We start from the raw sequence: 19,486 nt of genomic DNA, 5'->3' as shown, positions 1-19,486 counted from the left end.
AATGAGACCTTCTCCACTCACTCGCCCGGATATTCCGCCAACAACGCCTCCACGTCATCCACCATCGCCCGGGACCCCACATAGAACGGTACACGCTGATGCAGGCCCTCGGGCTGGATCTCCAGGATGCGGCCTACCCCGTCGCTGGCCTTGCCGCCGGCCTGTTCGGCGATGAAGGCGATGGGGTTGCACTCATACAACAGTCGCAATTTGCCGTTCGGGGCCTTCTGGGTGGAGGGATACATGAAGACCCCGCCCTTGAGCAGATTGCGGTGGAAGTCCGACACCAGGGAACCGATGTAGCGAGAGGTGTAGGGGCGATGGGTGTCCGGGTCCACCACCTGGCAGTACTTGAGGTATTTCTTCACGCCCTGGGGGAAATGGGCATAGTTGCCCTCGTTGATGCTGTAGATGGTGCCCTTCTCCGGCGTGGTGATGTGCGGGTTGGACAGGCAGAACTCACCGATGGTGGGGTCCAGGGTGAAACCATGCACCCCCTTGCCGGTGGTGTACACCAGCATGGTGGACGAACCGTAGATCACGTAGCCCGCCGCCACCTGCTCGGTGCCCGGCTGCATGAAGTCCGTCAGATCCGGATGCTCACCCCGCTCGGTGACACGGCGATAGATGGAGAAGATGGTGCCCACCGAGACGTTCACGTCCAGGTTCGAGGAGCCATCCAGGGGGTCCATGCAGAACACGTACTTGGCATCCCGGGAGAGCCCGTCATCGAACAGGGTGATCTCCTGGTCCTCCTCCGAGGCGATGGCACAGCACTCCGAGGTGGCGCGCAGCGCCGCGATGAAGTGATGGTTGGCGAACAGATCCAGCTTCTGCACGTCCTCGCCCTGGACGTTCACGTCCCCGGCCCGCCCGAGGATGTCCACCAGGCCCGCCTTGTTGATCTTCTTGTTCACCACCTTGGCGGCCACGCCCACATGGTGCAGCAGGCGGGACAGTTCCCCCTTGGCATAGGGGAAATCCGCCTGGCGCTGGATGATGAACTCGTTGAGGGTGGTGATGTTGTAACTGTCTGTCGCCGTTGTCATCATTTCGCCTGTCTGAATGTCATGGAATGGACTCAGGATATACCAAGCAGCCCGGCGGTAAAGTCGTGAAAGGGAATTCCTCCGGCCCGATGCAGTCTCCCCCGATGCCGCCCAATCACCACTGGAAAAATGTTGCAATGCAACACGACCGACGCAAGCCGGTCTACAATCAACCCGACTGACACACGAACGGATACATCACCATGAGCGAATCCCAGGACACCACCGCGCCCGCGCCGCCCAAGCCGCAGCCCTCCCTGTGGCGTCCAAGGCTGGGTCTGGCACTGGGTCCGATCGTCTTTGCCAGCATGCTGCTGCTGGGCCCACCCGGCGACATGGCTCCCGAGACCTGGGCCGTGGCAGCGCTGACGGCGTTGATGGCCATCTGGTGGGTGAGCGAGGCCATTCCCATTCCGGCCACCGCCCTGCTCCCGGTGGCCCTGCTGCCCCTGCTGGGGGCCGGTACCATCTCCGAAGCGGCGGCGCCCTACGCCAATCCCATGGTGTTCCTGTTCCTGGGTGGCTTCATGATCGCCCTGGCCATACAGCGCTGGAACCTGCACCGGCGTATCGCCCTGCTGATCCTGGGCCTGGCGGGCAAGCGTCTGGATCATCTGGTGGCCGGTTTCATCGCTGCCACCGCCGGCCTGAGCATGTGGGTGAGCAACACGGCCACCGCGGCCCTGATGCTGCCCATCGGCATCTCCGTGCTGGTGCTGCTGGAAGACAAGGGCGTGGAGAGCGGACAGATCCGCAACGTGGGTCTGGCGCTGCTGCTGGGGATCGCCTTTGGCGCCAACATTGGCGGCATGGCCACCCTCATCGGTACGCCGCCCAACGCCCTGCTGGCGGCCTACATGACCGACAATTACGACATCAATATCGGCTTCGTGCAGTGGATGATGGTGGGTCTGCCACTGGCCACCGTCCTGCTGATCATCACCTGGTGGGTATTGTGCCGCTGGGCCTTCCCGGTCTCGCCGCGGCCCGTCCAGGATATCGAGAGCCTGCTCCAGCAGCAGCGCTCGCAACTGGGCACCATGACCACGCCAGAGAAGCGTGTGGCCCTGGTCTTTCTGGGTGTGGCCCTGGCCTGGATCTGTCGCCCCTTGCTGGAGAAGGCCTTCCCCGGCATGGCCATCACCGATTCCGGCATCGCCATTGCCGGCGCCCTGGCCCTGTTCCTGATCCCGGCCAATTTCAAGCGCCACCAGTTCCTGCTGGACTGGGAATCCACCCGACAACTCCCCTGGGGCGTGCTGGTGCTGGTGGGGGGAGGCCTGAGCCTGGGCTCCGCCATCGGCTCCAGCGGGCTGTCGGACCATGTGGCCACGGCCCTGAGCCAGCTCAGCAACTGGCCCACCTGGACGCTGGTGGGCACCGTTGCCCTGAGCGCCATGCTGCTCAGCCACGTGACCAGCAACACGGCCACGGCAGCCACGGTGCTGCCACTGGCCGCCGCCCTGGCTGTCTCGCTGGGGCATGACCCGCTGCTGCTGGCCATCCCCGTGGCCCTGGCGGCCTCCTGCGCGTTCATGCTGCCGGTGGCCACGCCACCCAATGCCATCGTCTTCAGCAGTGAGCGCATCACCGTGCCAGACATGGTGAACGCGGGGTGGCGCCTGAGCCTCATCTCGATCGTGCTGGTCACCCTGGCGGTGTTCGGGCTGGCCATGCCGCTGCTGGGCAGCGGGGCATAAGCCCCGCCCACCGGGTTCGGGGGCCTACACCCGGCCCCCGGCCAGGCGTTTGTAATAGTTGATCAGGCCATTGGTGGAGGCATCATGCCCCTCCACCGGGTCGGGATCACGCAACTCCCGCAGCACCGTGCGGGCCAGTTGCTTGCCCAGTTCCACGCCCCACTGGTCGAAGGAATTCACGTTCCAGATGATGCCCTGGACAAAGATCCGATGCTCGTACAGGGCGATGAGCGAGCCCAGGGTGCGGGGTGTCAGGCATTCGAACAGCAGGGAGTTGCTGGGCCGGTTGCCCTCAAACACCCGATGTGGCGCCAGCTCGGCGATGCTCCCCTCCTCCATGCCCGCAGCCCGCATCTCGGCAGTCACCTCATCCAGAGTGCGACCTGTCATCAGCGCCTCGGTCTGGGCGAAGAAGTTGGACATGAGGATGGGGTGATGCTCGCCCAGGGGGTGGTGTGACCGGCAGGGGGCGATGAAATCGCAGGGCACCAGCCGCGTCCCCTGATGGATCAACTGATAGAAGGCATGCTGGCCGTTGGTGCCCGGCTCCCCCCAGATCACCGGCCCCGTGTGCCAGCTCACCCGGCGCCCCTGGCGATCCACCGACTTGCCGTTGCTCTCCATGTCCCCCTGTTGCAGATAGGCAGGGAAACGGTGCAGATACTGATCGTAAGGCAGGATGGCCTGGGTATGAGCGCCAAAGAAATTCACGTACCACACGCCCAGCAATGCCATGATCACCGGCATGTTCTGCTCCAGCGGCGCGGTGCGAAAATGCTCGTCCATGGCGTGAGCACCGTCCAGCAGGGCCTCGAAGTGATCCATGCCCAGATACAGGGCAATGGGCAGGCCGATGGCCGACCACAGGGAATAACGCCCCCCCACCCAGTCCCAGAACACGAACATGTTGCGCGGGTCGATGCCGAAGTCACGCACCTGGGGCTCGTTGGTGGACACCGCCACAAAATGCCGGGCGATGGCCGACTCATCCCCCAGGTGTTCCAGCAGCCAGGCCCGGGCGCTATGGGCGTTGGTCAGGGTCTCCTGGGTGGTGAAGGTCTTGGAGGCGATGACGAACAGGGTGGTCTGCGGGTCCACCCGGGCCAGGGTCTCGGCCAGATGGGTACCATCCACGTTGGAGACGAAATGCATGGTCAGGCGCTCATGGCCATAGGGGCGCAGGGCCTCGCAGACCATCAACGGCCCCAGATCCGAGCCACCAATCCCAATGTTCACCACATGGCGGATGGGTTGCCCGGTATGGCCGGTCCAGGCCCCGGAGCGCACCTGCTCCGTGAACTCCCGCATCTGCGAAAGCACTGCGCGCACCCGGGGCATGACATCCTCCCCCTCGACGACCGTGGCGCGGTCGCTGCGGTTACGCAGGGCCGTATGCAGCACGGCACGGCCCTCGGTGGCGTTGATGGGTTCACCGGCGAACATGGCGTCCCGCCACTGGGGCACCCGTGCGGTGCGGGCCAGGTCCATGAGCAGCTCCATGGTCTCCTCGTTCACCCGGTTCTTGGAGTAGTCCAGCAGCATGTCCTCGAACTGAACGGTGAAGCGCTGAAAGCGCTGCGGATCACGCTCGAACAGCGTGCGCATGTGCACGTCGCGGAGGGCCTGGAAATGGCTCTCCAGTGCCTGCCAGGCCTGGGTCTTGTTGGGGGAGTGCGTGGTCATGGGGTGTCCCGGGATGGATTGAGAGCGTCTGGAACAAGATACAAGAGGCCCGTGACAGCGGCAAAACAGCGCGGCGTCCAGGGGGGCCGAGGCACCATCCACCTGAACGGTTCACCCGTCCATCGTTATTTCTTTATGATGGGGGCAACATCAACCACCAACAGGGAGCCATGCCCACGTCGCGCAGCATTGACGGGGCAGATACCACCATGCGCATCCTCTTCGCTTCCAGCGAGGCCCACCCGCTGATCAAGACCGGCGGGCTGGCAGACGTGTGCGGCAGCCTGCCGCCGGCCCTCAAACGATTGCGGCACGATGTGCGGCTCGTACTGCCTGCCTATCCTGCAGCCTTGGCGGCGGCCGGCAAGACCAGCCCCGTGGCCGAACTCCAGCTGCCCGGCAGCGATGCTCCGGTGCGCATCCTGGAAGGGGTGCTGCCCAAGACCCGGGTCAAACTGTATCTGGTGGACTCACCCCTGCATTTCGACCGGGCCGGCGACCCCTACCGAGCCTCGGACGGTCGTGACTGGCAGGACAACCACCTGCGTTTCGGGGTGTTCGCCCGGGCCCTGGTCAAACTGGCCATGAATCAGGCGGAGCTGGACTGGCAACCCCAGATCCTCCACTGCAACGACTGGCAGACGGGCCTGGCACCGGCCTTGCTCAGCCAGCATCCCGATCGGCCAGCAACAGTGTTCACGATCCACAATCTGTCCTACCAGGGCCTGTTCCCGCGACATGCCATGGAGGATCTCACCCTGCCACCGGAATTCTGGGACCTTTACGGCCTGGAATATCATGGTCAGCTCTCATTCATCAAAGGCGGGCTGGTCTTCGCCGACCATCTCACCACGGTGAGCCCCACTTACGCCCGGGAGATCCAGACGGCCCAGTTCGGCAATGGGCTCGACGGCCTGCTGAACGCCCGGGCCCATGATCTCACAGGCATCATCAACGGTGCCGACTATCGCCACTGGGACCCCGCCAAGGACAAATTGCTGCCGGCCCGCTACAACGCAGACGATATGGCCGGCAAGGCCGCCTGCAAACAGGCGCTGCAGGAGCGTCTGGGTCTGGAGGTGCTGCCGGACCGCCCCCTGCTGACCCACGTGGGCCGCATGGTGGCCCAGAAGGGCGTGGATCTCATCCTTGCCGCCTGCGAGCCGCTGCTGGCTGCAGGTCAGATTCAGCTGGCGATCCTGGGCAGTGGTGACAAGAATCTGGAGGCCCGCGCCCGGGCCATGGCTGCCCGCCATCCCGGACGCATGGGACTGCAGATCGGCTATGACGAGGGCCTGGCGCACCAACTGGAAGCCGGTGGAGACATGTTCCTGATGCCATCCCGCTTCGAGCCCTGCGGCCTCAATCAGATGTACAGCCTGCGCTATGGCACCGTGCCCCTGGTGCGTCGCACCGGTGGTCTGGCGGACACGGTGGTGGACACCAACGCCGAAACCCTGGCAGAGGGCACGGCCACCGGCCTGGTCTTCGAGGCCCCCACCATCGAGGCCCTGAGCGAGGCCATCGGCCGGGGGATCTCCCTGTACCAGGATCAGGCCCAGTGGAACGACCTCATGCGCCGGGGCATGAGTCAGGAATTCAGCTGGGATCGCAGCGCCCAGGCCTATCAGGAACTCTACCGGGAGTTGACCCGCTAATGACCCAGCACCCCGATCGCGTACAGGACAGCTCCACTGGAGACAAGCCCCTGCGGGCCCGCGTGAAACTCTTCGGCAAGCTGCTGGGCAACATCATCCGGCGCCTGGAGGGGCCGGAGGTCTTTCGTGCCGTGGAGACCCTGCGTCGCGGCTTTGTGTCCCTGCGCCAGCAGGACGATCCGGACAAGCGCGCCCGTCTGATGCGGTTGATCGACGAGATGGACCCGAAGCGCCTGGAGACCATCATTCGGGCCTTCAGTATCTATTTCAGTCTCGCCAACCTGGCGGAAGAGGACTTCCTCTACCGGGAGCGTCGGCGCCAGGTCACGCGGGGCGGTCCCCTGTGGCTGGGTTCCTTTGACCACACGGTGCGGGAATTCCAGGCGAGCGACGTGAGTGCCGAGCAGTTGCAGTTCCTGCTGGAGCAGGTGAAGTACATGCCCGTGTTCACCGCCCACCCCACGGAGGCCCGGCGCCGCACGGTCATGGAAGCGCAGCGACGCATCTTCCTGGCCGCCGAGCCCCTCAACAAGGGTCGTATCGGCCGGGAGGAACGACGCGAGGTGATTCGCCAACTGGAAACCCAGATTCAGGTGCTGTGGCGCACCAATGAGGTGCGGGTTACCAAGCCCGAGGTGCTCGACGAGATCAAGTATGGGCTGTTCTACTACGAAGAGAGCCTGTTCACCGCCGTGCCCCTCACCTACCGGCTGCTGGAAAAGGCCATTCGCCGCACCTACGGCACGGACGAGGCGGGCCGACCCAACGTGCGTATCCCCAGCCTGCTGCGTTTCGGCTCCTGGATCGGCGGGGACCGGGACGGCAATCCCTACGTGACCCCTGCGGTCACCGAGAGGGCCTGCCGCCTGGCCATGGAGCAGGTACTGTCGGAGTATCTGCGGCGGGTGCACGACCTGCGCTTCGTGCTCACTCACTCTTCCCTGATGTGCCAGCCCACCCAGGCACTGATGGACAGTCTGGCCGAAGATGACAGCATCTCCTCGGCGGTCTTCCGGGAGGGGCTCAATGAGATGAGGACCGAGCCCTACCGCCGCAAGCTGTATTTCATCCGTCACCGCCTTTCCGAAACCCTGAACACGGTGCGTCGCCGCCTGGCGGGCGAGACCGCCGTGCTGCCGGTCCAGTCCGCCTATCACGGCCCGGAGGAACTGCTAGGGGACCTCTACGTGATCCGGGACTCCCTGGAAAGCCATGGGGATGGCAATATCGCCGGCGCCGACCTGACCGACCTGATCCGGCTCGTGGAGACCTTCGGGTTTCACCTGCATCATCTGGATATTCGCCAGGAGTCGCTGGTGCACACGGCTGCCGTGGCCGAGATCCTTGCCAGCACGGGCGAGGAGGCCGATTACGACGCTCAGGATGAGCCGACGCGACTCACCCTGCTGGGACGTCTGCTGACCCGGGATGATTTCACCTGCGACATCGACGTGCTGTCAGAAGAGACACGCCAGACCCTGGCAGTCTTCCAGACCATGGCTCGTCTGCGCGGGGAAGTGGGCGGTGACGGCATCGGCACCTATGTGATTTCCATGACCCATGCCGCGTCCCACGTCATGGAGGTGATGCTGCTGGCCCGACTCGCGGACCTGGCAAAGCTGGGCCCCGGGGAGGAACTTGAGGCCGATGTCTGCCATGTACGGATTTCGCCCCTGTTCGAGACCATTGAGGATCTGCACCACGTGGAATCGGTGCTGGAGTCCCTGCTGGGTGACCCGGTCTATGCGCGTCTGCTCAAGGCCTCCGGCAATCGTCAGGAGGTGATGCTGGGCTACTCCGATTCCTGCAAGGACGGCGGCATCCTGGCCTCTGCCTGGAACCTCTACGATGCTCAGCGCAAGATCATCGACATTACCGAGGCCCATGGCGTGGAATGCCGGCTGTTCCATGGCCGGGGCGGCACCATCGGCCGCGGCGGTGGCCCCACCCACGAATCCATCATGGCCCAGCCGCCCGGCACCGTGCAGGGGGAGATCAAGTTCACCGAGCAGGGGGAGGTTCTGTCCTACAAGTACAGCAACGTGGAAACCGCCGTCTATGAGCTGAGTATCGGCGCCACCGGTCTGATCAAGGCCAGCCGAGGCCTGATCGGCCAGGGCGGCCAGGACAACCCCGACTTCCTGGGCGTGATGAATGCCCTGGCCGAGCATGGCGAACAGGCCTATCGGGGGCTGACGGATCAAACGCCGGGCCTGCTGGACTATTTCTACGAGGCCACGCCCGTGGAAGAAATCGGTCGCATGAACATCGGCTCACGTCCCTCCCACCGGCGCAAGGCGGATCGCTCCAAGAGTTCCATCCGGGCCATCCCCTGGGTGTTCGGCTGGGCCCAGTCCCGGCACACCGTCCCCGCCTGGTACGGTATCGGCACGGCACTGCAGACCTGGCATGGGGAGGATCCTGAGCGACTGGCTCAACTGCAATCCATGTACCGGGAATGGCCTTTCTTCCATTCACTGCTGTCCAACTGCCAGATGTCCCTGTCGAAGGCGGACATGGGCATTGCCCAGGAATACGCGGAGTTGTGCCAGGATCAGGACCAGGCTCAGCGGATCTATCAGGTGATCCGGGATGAGTACCAGCGCACGGTGTCTCAGGTGCTGGCGGTCTCGGGGGCCGGATCATTGCTGGAGGAAAATCCCACCCTGGCCCTGTCACTGACCCGTCGTGACCCCTATCTGGATCCCTTGAACCACATCCAGATCATCCTGCTCAGGCGGTATCGTGCCCTGCACGCCCAGGGCGAGAAGGCCGAAGACCCCTGGATATCGCCGCTGTTACGCTCCATCAACGCCATTGCTGCGGGCATGCGCAACACGGGTTGATCGTCGGACCTGAAAAGCCGACGAATGACATAGGGATAGGAGGGAAAATCCTGGCGTCGACGGGAGAAAAAGCCATACTCACCCATGGCAATCAAGACTCTCGCCCATGCCACCCGCCCCGGTGGGGCGCATCCTGAGACAGGGTGCCATCTCGGCGAGGCAGGCTCACCGTCATTGAGGATGCCCGACCCATGAACCTTGCCACCGTTCGTTACATTGCCCAGAACAAAGGGGTTACACCGGGTTCGCTGTGCAAGCAGGACCTGATCCGGACGATACAGATCAACGAGGGCAATGCGCCCTGCTTTGCGACCGCCGAGGAAGGATTCTGCAGGGAGGTGGAATGCCACTGGCATGAGGACTGCCTGAGGCGGTCGCGGCGTCGCTGAGTTACACTGAACATCGTGCCCGCCGCCCCCCCTCATCCCCGGCCCTTCTCCCCCAGGGGGAGAAGGGAGAGGGCGTGCCCGCTGCTCATAAGCCAAGCGCCAGGGAAGCCCTCCTCCTCCGGAGAAACAATCATGAGCCCCTCTCCCCTCCGGAGAAATCATCATGAGCCCCTCTCCCCTCCGGGGAGAGGGGTTGGGGTGAGGGGCAGGAAAGGAAAGGGAACCCCTCAGGCCGCCTGGGTGGCGATCTCGTCGCCCGTCCCCGTCACGTGATTGGATTCGTTCATGTAGATCAGCGTCGGCTTGAACAACTCTGCCTGTTCCTCGCTCATCTGCGCGTAGGCACAGATGATCACCCGATCACCCGGGCTGGCCTTGTGGGCGGCAGCGCCATTCACCGAGATCACCCGGCTGCCGGCCTCGGCACGGATGGCATAGGTGGTGAAACGCTCACCATTGGTGACGTTGTAAATCTGGATCTGTTCATAGGGACGGATGCCGGACATCTCCAGCAGATCCGAGTCAATGGCGCAGGAACCTTCATAATCCAGTTCCGCATGGGTGACCGCGGCGCGGTGGAGCTTGCACTTGAGCAGGGTCAGAAACATGGGTAAACACATCCTCCAGGTCTTCGGCCCCCCTTGGTGATCCGCGGGGCCCACGTGATGCCGGGTGTTCAAGCCCCGGTCTGCACGTCCATCGTCAGGTTATCGATCAGGCGGGCCCGGCCAAGCCAGGCTGCAGCCAGCACCACCAGTTGAGAATCCTGTGCCCCGGGGGGCAACAGGTCGGCGCTTCGCCGCACTGCAACATAATCAGGCTCAAAGCCTCGTATTTCAAGCCCTTTCATCGCTTCGGCCTCCAGAAGGTCGTAATCCCTCGCCCCTGCGGTCACCTGCCCCGCCAGTTCGCAGAGCACCTGATACAGCCCCGGAGCCCGTTCCCGCTGGGCCGCATCCAGGTAGGCATTGCGGGAACTCAAGGCCAGACCGTCAGGCTCACGCACCGTGGCGCCGCTGAGCACTTCGACCGGGATATCCAGATCGTCCACCATGCGGCGGATCAGCATCAGTTGCTGAAAATCCTTTTCTCCGAAGATGGCCAGGTCCGGCTGCACCAGATTGAAGAGCTTGCACACCACTGTGGCCACGCCGGCAAAATGCCCGGGCCGGTGGGCGCCTTCCAGCAGATCCGACAGGCCGACCACCTCCACTCGGGTGATTTCGCTTCGGGGGCGACGATAGAGTTCCTCATCCCCGGGGGCAAAGACCAGATCCACGCCCTCCTGCGCCAGCAGTTCACAGTCCTCGGCCAGGGTGCGCGGGTAGGCGGCCAGGTCCTCCGGACGGTCAAACTGGAGGGGATTGACGAAGATGCTCACCACCACCCGATCTGCCTGATGACGGGCCTGACGCACGAGCGCCAGATGCCCCGCATGCAGGTTGCCCATGGTGGGCACCAGGGCAACGGACTCACGCGCGTCGCGCCAGCCGTTGCGCACCTGGCGCAGTGATGTCACACAATGAATGATATCCATGGTCAGGAGGAAAAAGCGTGTTCCGCCGTGGGGAATTCGCGACGCTTGACCGCCCACACATAGGCGGCCAGGGCATCCTGAATGCTGTTCTGACCGACCAGGAAGTTGTGGGAGAAACGGGGCGCGCGCGCCGTCATGCCCAGCACGTCCTGCAGCACCAGGATTTGCCCGTCACAGTCGGCGCCGGCACCGATCCCGATCACCGGAATGCGGGCCATGGAGCGGATCTCGGCGGCCAGTTTCGAGGGTACGCACTCCAGCAGCAGGATATCGGCACCGGCCTCTTCCAGGGCCATGGCGTCCTTCAGCATCCGCTCCGCCTCGGGGGCGGCGCGACCCTGCACCCGATACCCACCCAGCTTGTGAACCGATTGCGGCCGCAGGCCCAGATGCGCGCATACCGGAATGCCGTGATGCGAGAGCGCACTGACCACGGCCACCTGCTGTGCGTCGCCCTCCAGCTTGACCACTTGCGCACCGCCCTCCTGCATGAGCCTGGCGGCGGTGGTCACCGCCTGATCCACGCTGGCGTAGCTCATGAAGGGCATGTCTGCCATCAGCAGGGCGCGACTCAGCCCCCGGGACACGGCCCGGGTGTGGTAGATCATGTCATCCACGGTGACGGGGATGGTGGTGTCATGGCCCAGCACCACCATCCCCAGGGAGTCACCCACCAGAACCACGTCCACTCCCGCCTCATCCAGCAGACGGGCCTGGGTGGCGTCATAGGCGGTAAGACTGGCGATGGGCTCGGCCTGTTCTCGCAGGCCCTGCAGGTCGCGCAGGGTCAGTCGCTTTGTCTGAGTCTGTACGCTCACGCTTTATCCGCGGGTTATGAACTTTGAAGGGGCGGTACCCCGGGGCCATTCAGACGGCGGAAGGCAGGGGATTGAAGTAGTGACGCCCCGCACGGATCGTGCGCATGAAATCCAGCAGTTGCTGAAAATCCTCATCCCGCTTGACCCAGTCGATCTCTCCGGCGTTCACGATCAGCAGGGGCGCCTCTGCATAATGATAGAAGAAACTCGCATAGGTATCACTCAGCCGCTGAAGATACACGCTATCCATGAGCTTTTCATAGGATCGCCCACGCTGTGCAATGCGTTCCCGAAGGATTTCCACGGGGGCCTGCAGGTAGATGACCAGATCAGGGCGGGCAACATCCCGCTGAAGCCCCTGACGGATACGCTGGTAGAGGCGATATTCCTCCTCCTCCAGGGTCACCTGGGCAAAGAGGTCGTCCTTGTCCAGCACGAAGTCGGTCACGCGCAGGGCCGGCGCGTCACCCGCATCCCGTCGCAGCCCCTGCCATTGGTCCAGACGCTGGGTGAGGAAGAACAACTGTGTGGCCAGGGCCTGATGACGAGGGTCCTGGTAAAAGCGCTCAAGAAAGGGATTGTGGTCCGGGGATTCCAGCACCAGTTCGGCCCCGAGGGTATCGGCCAGGCGTGTGGCCAGGCTGGTCTTGCCCACGCCAATAGGGCCTTCCACCGCAATCAGGCTCGGTTCCGTCAATTCAGTCTGGTTCATGGCAGGGGGTATCGGGGCGTTATTGGCACGAGGGGTCTATGGGGCGGATCTTACTAGGCATGCGCGGGGCAAAGCCAGCCCGCCCTGTTCAACCGCGAATGGGCTGCAGTCCATCCCGCGGACAGCATCGCAACAACCCCTGCAGCGTGCCAAGCCCGGGCACGTTCAGATCCGGGGCGATCTCCGCCAGGGGGTAGAGCACGAAGGCGCGCTCGGCCATGCCCGGATGCGGAACCTTGAGGTGCTCTGCCTGAATCGATTCGTCTCCATAGAGCAGGATGTCCAGGTCCAGGGTGCGCGGCCCCCAACGGGTCCCGTCCCGGAGGCGGCCATGCTGGGCCTCCAGGGCCCGCAGGGCATCCAGCAGGGCATCGGCGCACAGACCCGTGCTCAGGGCGCACACGGCATTGATGTAGTCAGGTTGATCCGGTGGACCCATGGGGGCACTGCGGTACAGAGCCGAACGACTCACCAGAGTTGTGTCAGGCAGCTGGCCCAACTCATCCAGGGCCCGACTCACATGGGCGATGGGGTCATCCAGGTTGGCGCCCACGCCCACATAGGCGGTCACCGGGCTCATGTGGCAGCAGGCTTGCGGCGCCGCCGGCGGCGCTTGGAGCGGCCGGACTTGCCCTGGGGCTCGGCCATGCGCCGCTGCTCCGCCTCGCTCACTTCCTGCAGGCGCGTCCACCATTCACATCCATCCTCCAGGGCCTCACCGGAGCGGCCACGCAGGCAGTAGAAATCATAGCCGGCGCGAAAACGCGGGTGAGTGAGCAGTTTCAGTGGTCGCACGCCCTGGCGTATCTCGAAACGGGGCTGCATTTCCCAGATTTCGCGCACGGGCAGGGAAAAGCGCTTGGGGATGGAAATGAACCGGGCCTGTTCGGCCAGGATCTGACCACCCGCCCGCTGCAGTGCGGGTAGTTCGGAAACACCGTCATCCATGAACTGTTCCGCCAGGTGGCGCACCGGCTCCCACAGCAGCACCGCATAGAGGAAGGCCGGATTGACGCCTTTCCCGGACTGGATGCGATCATCCGTGTTGCTCAGGGCATTGGCCACGAAGGTGATGGGAAAACCCTGTTCCTCGTGTTCCAGGGACTCTTCGGTGAGGGGAAACAGGTACTGGAACAGATCATAGTGGCGCAGCATCTCGAAGGTCTGCAACGCATGACCACCGTGAAAGAGCTTGACCACCTCGTCGAACAGCCGTGCCGGTGCCACGTCTTCCAGCAGATCACCCAGCTTGACAATCCCCTGCTCGGCCGCGGGGTCCAGGCGGAATCCGAGTTTGGAGGCAAAACGTACCGCCCGGAGCATGCGCACCGGGTCCTCCCGGAAGCGTACCTCCGGGTCACCGATCAACCTCAGGGCCCCTTCCTTGAGGTCCTCCATGCCGTCGGTGTAATCCACCACGGAGAAGTCGCTGATGTCGTAGTACAAGGCATTGATGCTGAAATCACGACGCCAGGCATCCTGCTCGATGGTGCCGTACACGTTATCGCGAATGATGCGGCCATCCTCCACCAGGGCCTGACGGCTGCCGGCGTCGTCGGATTCCAGATCCGGATCGTCGGTGGAGTCTTCGTGGGGCGCACGGAAGGTGGCGACTTCGATGATTTCGCGGCCGAAATACACATGGGCCAGGCGAAAGCGACGTCCAATGAGGCGGCAGTTGCGAAAGACCTTGCGCACCTCTTCCGGATGGGCGTCGGTGGCCACGTCGAAATCCTTGGGCTCTCGTCCCAGCAGGAGATCGCGCACCCCGCCACCCACCAGGCAGGCGCGAAAGCCCGCATCCTTGAGGCGGTAGAGGACCTTCAGGGCATTGTCACTGATATTGGCGCGGGAGATGCCGTGTTCGGCGCGGGCGTACACCCGGGGGGAGCGCTGTTCAGAGGGATTGGAGCGGGATTCTTCGGGCACGCATGTCATCGTGATGCTTATGGACTTATGCATGATAACAGCTTCGGGCTTTCTTGAGGATTGCGCGGTGTTATCAAATGCAATACCGGGGCTAGGGTCGGGAGGCTGGGCGAATCATGCCTTCCAGAAACACGCGAAACAGCGGCCGCGCCTGGTCGGCCATGTTCATGCTTCCCGCCTCCAGCAACCAGCGGTAGATCAGCCCTGTGAAGAAGGCCATCAGGCCATCCACTGCCGCATCGACGCTCAGCAGGGGATGCAATCGTCCGGCTCGCTCCACGGATTCAAAGCAATGGCGGAATAATTCCTCGCCCTGCTGGCGCTTTTCCACCTCGCCTGCCGGCTGCGGCTCTCCGGGGCAGCGTTCCTGGCGGTGCAGCACGATGGTGTAGACCCGACGGGCACGCGCGTCGGTCAGCAGATGAGTGATGCCCGACAGGCACACCTTCTCCAGTGCGGCTACGGGATCGCAGCCCACGTCCCGGGCATAGGCAGCGTCGATGGCCTCCAGGGGAAAGACCACACGACGCACCATGGCGTTATACAGATCGTCCTTGTCCTGAAAGTGCCAGTAGATGGCCCCTCGGGTCAGACCTGCCTCCTCGGCGATATTGGCCAGGGTCGTGCCCGACACACCCTTTTTCAGGAACATCCGTTCCGCGGCATCCAGCAATTGCTGACGAGTCTGTTCTGCCTGTTCTTTGGTTCTGCGCATAATAAGTATTCTGCCACGAGCGAGGGGGTGTAGTTCATACCTTCATGGTTGTATGTTAAAGTCGAAAGCTTCCTCTGTCGCGCCAGCCCCCTCCCGAGGCATCCACTATGGTTCCATATCGCCCCCCCTACCCGCGTTCCCGGCACCTGGCAGCCCTGAGCCTGTGCGTGGCGTTGATTCTGACGATGGCCCCGGTCGCCGCCCAGCAGGGGGACCGCCCACCGCCGCCCGTCACGCTGCAACCCGCCCAGGTGGACTCGGTTGAAGTGCAGGGCGTATACGCCGGTCGAGCGCGCGGGTCCCGGGAGGTGGAGGTGCGTGCCCGGGTGGGTGGCATTCTGGAAGAGCGTCTCTACGTGGAGGGGCAGGCCGTTGACCGGGGTGAGGCCCTGTTCCGGATCGAGGAGGAGCCCTACCAGATCGCCCTGCAGCATGCCCGTGCCCAGCAGGCCAATGCCCAGGCCGCACTGAACCAGGCCCAACGCGAATGGGACCGGATATCCTCCCTGTATGCACGCGATGCCGTGAGTCAGCGGGAGCGCGACCGGGCCCTGTCGGAGAAGGAACTGGCCGAGGCACAGATGGAAGTGGCCGCCGCCGCCGTCAACGATGCTCGCCGCAACCTGAGCTACACCCGTGTGGAGGCCCCCATCACCGGGTCCACCGAACTGGAGGTCCTGCCCGAGGGCAGCCTGGTGGAGCGCGGCACGCTGCTCACGATCATCACCCAGCATGACCCGATACACATCCGTTTCGCCCTGCCCGAAGGGGATGCTGCCGTGCAACGGGCGGCCCGCCAGGCCCGCATTGCTGCCGGGGAGCACCATCGCTACGAGGCCACACTGCGGCTGGCGGATGGCAGCGATTACGAACACACGGGCACCGTGGACTTCACCGCCGGTACCATCGAACCGCGCACCGGCAGTGTGACCGCCCGGGCCGTGTTCCCCAACCCGGACCGTCGCGTCGTGCCCGGCCAGTTCCTGCGGGTTCGCCTGGTGCTGGAGCGGTTGGAGGATGTCGTGGTGGTGGATGAGACCGTGGTCAGCGAGGGACATGAGGGCCCGCGGGTGTTCGTGGTGGACGAGGACAACGTGGCCCATGCACGCAACGTCACCCTGGGCCCGGTGCACGAGGGGCGCCGGGTGATCCTGGAGGGCCTGGAGCCAGGCGAGAAAGTGGTGGTTCGGGGGCACGTGGCCGTGGACGACGGCATGACCGTGAATCCCGGTGATGCCTCTGGCGACGAGGAGTAACCGGCATGCTGCGTTTCTTCATTGACCGGCCGATCTTCTCCTCGGTCATCTCACTGATCATCGTCTTTGCCGGGCTGGCGGGGTTGCGCGCCCTGCCGGTTGAACTGTATCCCGATGTAGTGCCCCCGGAGATTGTCGTCAGCGCCCAGTATCCGGGCGCCAGTGCCGATGTGCTGGCCGATGCCGTGGCAGCGCCGCTGGAGCAGGAGATCAACGGCGTGGACGACATGATCTACATGCAGTCCACCAGCACGGATGCGGGCACCCTGCAGATCGCCGTATCCTTCGCCATGGGCACCGACCCGGATCAGGCCGAGATCAACGTCAACAACCGGGTGCAGGCCGCCCTGCCCCGCCTGCCCCAACAGGTTCGCGAACAGGGCGTGCGCGTGGAGGCCCGCTCCACCAACATCCTCATGGTGGCCGTGCTGCGCTCCCCCGATGGCAGTCACGACACCATCAGCCTGAGCAACTATGCCCTGCTCAACGTGATCGATGAACTGGTCCGCCTGCCAGGCGTGGGGGATGCCTCCCTGTTCGGCGCCCAGGACTACTCCATGCGTGTGTGGCTGCGTCCGGATGCCCTGGCCCAGTACGACCTCACGCCCAGCGACGTGGCCAGTGCCATTCGCGAGCAGAACGCCCAGTTTGCCGCCGGGCGGATGGGTGCCGAGCCTGCGCCCGCCGGCCAGGCATTCACCCTCACCGTGACCACCCGGGGCATGCTGGCGGACGTGGAGGAGTTCGAGAACATCATCCTGCGGGCCGACGACAGCGGGGGCACCCTGCGTCTGAAGGACGTGGCCCGCGTGGAACTGGGGGCCCAGAACTATGCCTTCTCGGCCACCATGAACGGCGAGCCCACCGTGCCCATCGGCATCTACCAGGCGCCCGGCGCCAACTCCCTGGATGCCGCGGAGCGCGCCCGGCGTGCCTTCGAGGAGATGTCCGAACGCTTCCCCGAGGGCATGGAGTACGTCATCCCCTATGACACCACCGAGTTCGTGGAGGTCTCCATCCGCGAGGTGTTCATCACCCTGTTCATCGCCATCGTCCTGGTGGTGGCAGTCACCTTCCTGTTCCTGCAACACCTGCGGGCCACCCTGATTCCGGTGGCGGCGATCCCGGTGTCGCTCATCGGCACCTTCGCCGGCATGCTGGCCCTGGGCTTTTCCATCAACCTGCTGACGCTGTTCGGCCTGGTGCTGGCCATCGGCATTGTGGTGGACAACGCCATCATCGTGATGGAAAACGTGGAACGCCTCATGCGGGAAAAGGGCCTGCGCGCCCGGGAGGCCTCCGTCGAGACCATGCAGCAGGTGGCTGGGGCCGTGGTGGCTTCCACCCTGGTGCTGGTGGCCGTGTTCGCACCGGTGGCCTTCCTCGAAGGCCTCTCCGGCGAACTCTACCGGCAGTTCGCAGTGACCATCGCCGTATCCGTCGTGGTCTCGGGGGTGGTGGCCCTCACCCTGATACCGGCCATGTGCGCCATGCTCCTGGACAAGCAGACCCATCACGTTGCCAAGCCCTTCGAACTGTTCAACCGGGGCTTTGAGCGCATCACCGGCGCCTTTGTATGGGCCGTGGGCTTCCTGCTGCGCAACCGCACCCTGGGCGTCGGACTGTTTGCCCTGTGCGTGGGCGCGGCGGTCCTGATGATGGATCGCCTGCCCTCGGGTCTGGTGCCCCAGGAGGATCAGGGCTTTGCCCTGGTGGTGGCGCAATTGCCTCCCACCTCGGCCCTGGCGCGCACGGAACAGTTCCGCGACGAGCTCTCCGCACAACTCACCTCCCTGGAGGAGGTGGATATGTTCACGGCCTTTGCCGGCTTCGACATCATGGCGGGTTCGCTGCGCACCAACGCGATGGTGGGCTTCATGAACCTCACCGATTGGTCCGAGCGACGCCGCCCCGACCAGCACGCGTCGGCCCTGGCCCAGCAGGCCATGGGCATGGGCTTTGGTCATCAGGATGCCAACGTGTTTGCCTTCGTGCCACCGCCCATCCCGGGGCTGTCACTCACCGGCGGCGTGGAGGGTTTCCTGCAGGTTCGCGATGACATGTCCGCCCGGGAGATGGACAACCTGCTTCAGCGCATGGTGCAAAAGGCCAATGAACGTCCCGAACTGGCCAATGTGCGCACCACCCTGGACACCCGCATCCCCCGCTACCGTGCGGAGGTGGACCGGGAAAAGGCCAAGGCGGCGGGTGTACCCATCAACGCGGTGTTCAACACCATGCAGGCCACCTTTGGCTCCATGTACGTGAACGACTTCACGCGTCAGGGCCGGCTCTGGCAGGTGAACCTGCAATCAGAAGGGGATTTCCGCAGCCATCCGGATGATCTGCGGCATGTGTTCGTCCGCTCCGACTCCGGCGATATGGTGCCCATCAGTTCCCTGGTCACCCTCACGCGGGAATCAGGCCCCGACATCATCAACCGATTCAACCTGTTCCCCGCTGCCCGCATCATGGCCGACCCGGCGCCGGGCTTTACCACCGGGCAGGCCAAGGATGCCCTGGATCAGATTGCCCTGGAGATGCAGGACGAGGCCAACACCGTGATGGGATGGATCGGCGAGGCCTATCAGCTGGAGGTGGCCTCGGGGGCCGGCGGCGCAGCCTTTGCCATGGGGCTGCTCTTCGTGATCCTGATCCTGGCGGCCCAGTACGAGCGCTGGACCCTGCCGCTGGCGGTGGTATCGGCCGTACCCTTCGGGGTGCTGGGGGCGGCCCTGTTCGCGCTGATCAGGGACTTCCCCAATGACATCTACTTCCAGGTGGGGTTGCTGGTGCTCATCGGCCTGGCGGCCAAGAATGCCATCCTGATCGTGGAGTTTGCGGCCCAGAACCGGGCCCACGGCATGACATCCACCGAGGCGGCCCTGGCAGCGGCCCGACAGCGTTTCCGGGCAGTGATGATGACGGCGCTGACCTTCATCATCGGCACCCTGCCACTGGTATTCGCCACGGGGGCGGGTGCAGCCAGCCGCCAGGAGATCGGCACCGTAGCCGTGGGCGGCATGCTGGGCGCGAGCACCCTGGCCCTGCTGTTCGTGCCGTTGTTCTACAAGCTGCTGGACGATGCCGCCACCTGGCGCAGGGAGCGGCGGGATCGCAAGCGGGGTGAAGCGGGCTGATGGCGGGTGTGGTGGTGCCCGCCGCCCCCTCATCCCCGGCCCTTCTCCCCCTCG

The 19,486-nt window shown here is 64.3% G+C and carries 15 protein-coding genes; 6 read left to right on the top strand and 9 right to left on the bottom strand.

All coding sequences use genetic code 11. The annotated features are described in order from the left end of the window. Positions 1-17: 17 nt before the first annotated feature. Entirely contained in the window at positions 18-1,049 is a 1,032-nt protein-coding gene (gene fbp / locus LPW30_RS15185; protein WP_238624127.1) for a class 1 fructose-bisphosphatase, read from the bottom strand. A 203-nt stretch (positions 1,050-1,252) separates the two neighbouring features. On the opposite strand from fbp, the gene LPW30_RS15180 reads away from it, so the two are divergent. Further along, entirely contained in the window at positions 1,253-2,749 is a 1,497-nt protein-coding gene (locus LPW30_RS15180; protein WP_025280783.1) for an SLC13 family permease, read from the top strand. Positions 2,750-2,773: 24 nt separating this feature from the next. Here LPW30_RS15180 and pgi read toward each other — a convergent pair whose 3' ends face one another. Next, positions 2,774-4,432 carry a glucose-6-phosphate isomerase gene (gene pgi / locus LPW30_RS15175; protein WP_239681276.1) on the bottom strand — a complete coding sequence of 553 codons (1,659 nt, stop codon included), beginning with the start codon at positions 4,430-4,432 and terminating at the stop codon, positions 2,774-2,776. A gap of 209 nt (positions 4,433-4,641) precedes the next feature. Here pgi and glgA point away from each other — a divergent pair, with 209 nt between their 5' ends. The 3 genes from glgA (at position 4,642) to LPW30_RS15160 (ending at position 9,325) form a co-directional block, all read left to right on the top strand. Next, the gene (glgA, locus tag LPW30_RS15170) at positions 4,642-6,090 is read left to right on the top strand and encodes a glycogen synthase GlgA (protein ID WP_239681277.1); all 1,449 of its coding nucleotides are present in this window, start codon (positions 4,642-4,644) and stop codon (positions 6,088-6,090) included. Then, the gene (ppc, locus tag LPW30_RS15165) at positions 6,090-8,936 is read left to right on the top strand and encodes a phosphoenolpyruvate carboxylase (RefSeq protein ID WP_239681275.1); all 2,847 of its coding nucleotides are present in this window, start codon (positions 6,090-6,092) and stop codon (positions 8,934-8,936) included. Before glgA ends, ppc begins: the two co-directional genes overlap by 1 nt. A gap of 191 nt (positions 8,937-9,127) precedes the next feature. Continuing rightward, positions 9,128-9,325, top strand: coding sequence for an SAP domain-containing protein (locus tag LPW30_RS15160; RefSeq protein WP_238624124.1), 198 nt, complete (start codon positions 9,128-9,130; stop codon positions 9,323-9,325). Positions 9,326-9,552: 227 nt separating this feature from the next. On the opposite strand, the gene panD is transcribed toward LPW30_RS15160, so the two are convergent. From panD to LPW30_RS15125, 7 genes are all read right to left on the bottom strand, one after another. Beyond that, entirely contained in the window at positions 9,553-9,933 is a 381-nt protein-coding gene (panD, locus tag LPW30_RS15155; RefSeq protein ID WP_025280770.1) for an aspartate 1-decarboxylase, read from the bottom strand. A 68-nt stretch (positions 9,934-10,001) separates the two neighbouring features. Next, a complete protein-coding gene (panC, locus tag LPW30_RS15150; protein WP_239681274.1) occupies positions 10,002-10,862 on the bottom strand; it encodes a pantoate--beta-alanine ligase in 861 nt (286 codons plus the stop codon). A gap of 2 nt (positions 10,863-10,864) precedes the next feature. Continuing rightward, the gene (gene panB, locus LPW30_RS15145) at positions 10,865-11,680 is read right to left on the bottom strand and encodes a 3-methyl-2-oxobutanoate hydroxymethyltransferase (RefSeq protein WP_239681273.1); all 816 of its coding nucleotides are present in this window, start codon (positions 11,678-11,680) and stop codon (positions 10,865-10,867) included. A 49-nt stretch (positions 11,681-11,729) separates the two neighbouring features. Beyond that, a complete protein-coding gene (locus LPW30_RS15140) occupies positions 11,730-12,392 on the bottom strand; it encodes a deoxynucleoside kinase (RefSeq protein ID WP_026623712.1) in 663 nt (220 codons plus the stop codon). Between the two features lie 88 nt (positions 12,393-12,480). Beyond that, on the bottom strand, positions 12,481-12,972 hold the full coding sequence (gene folK, locus LPW30_RS15135; protein ID WP_025280774.1) for a 2-amino-4-hydroxy-6-hydroxymethyldihydropteridine diphosphokinase: 492 nt from the start codon (positions 12,970-12,972) through the stop codon (positions 12,481-12,483). Continuing rightward, the gene (pcnB, locus tag LPW30_RS15130) at positions 12,969-14,321 is read right to left on the bottom strand and encodes a polynucleotide adenylyltransferase PcnB (RefSeq protein WP_025280775.1); all 1,353 of its coding nucleotides are present in this window, start codon (positions 14,319-14,321) and stop codon (positions 12,969-12,971) included. Before pcnB ends, folK begins: the two co-directional genes overlap by 4 nt. Before the next feature lie 91 nt (positions 14,322-14,412). Then, on the bottom strand, positions 14,413-15,036 hold the full coding sequence (locus tag LPW30_RS15125) for a TetR family transcriptional regulator (protein WP_084306915.1): 624 nt from the start codon (positions 15,034-15,036) through the stop codon (positions 14,413-14,415). Between the two features lie 107 nt (positions 15,037-15,143). Here LPW30_RS15125 and LPW30_RS15120 point away from each other — a divergent pair, with 107 nt between their 5' ends. Continuing rightward, on the top strand, positions 15,144-16,292 hold the full coding sequence (locus LPW30_RS15120) for an efflux RND transporter periplasmic adaptor subunit (RefSeq protein WP_238624120.1): 1,149 nt from the start codon (positions 15,144-15,146) through the stop codon (positions 16,290-16,292). A 5-nt stretch (positions 16,293-16,297) separates the two neighbouring features. After that, positions 16,298-19,432: an efflux RND transporter permease subunit gene (locus LPW30_RS15115; protein ID WP_239681272.1), complete on the top strand. Its 3,135-nt coding sequence runs from the start codon at positions 16,298-16,300 to the stop codon at positions 19,430-19,432. Positions 19,433-19,486: the final 54 nt, after the last annotated feature.

Source organism: Ectothiorhodospira variabilis, from assembly GCF_022227625.1.
Lineage (GTDB): Bacteria > Pseudomonadota > Gammaproteobacteria > Ectothiorhodospirales > Ectothiorhodospiraceae > Ectothiorhodospira > Ectothiorhodospira haloalkaliphila.
Note: the sequence above shows the minus strand (reverse complement) of the source record. Positions and strands in the feature narration are given on the sequence as shown.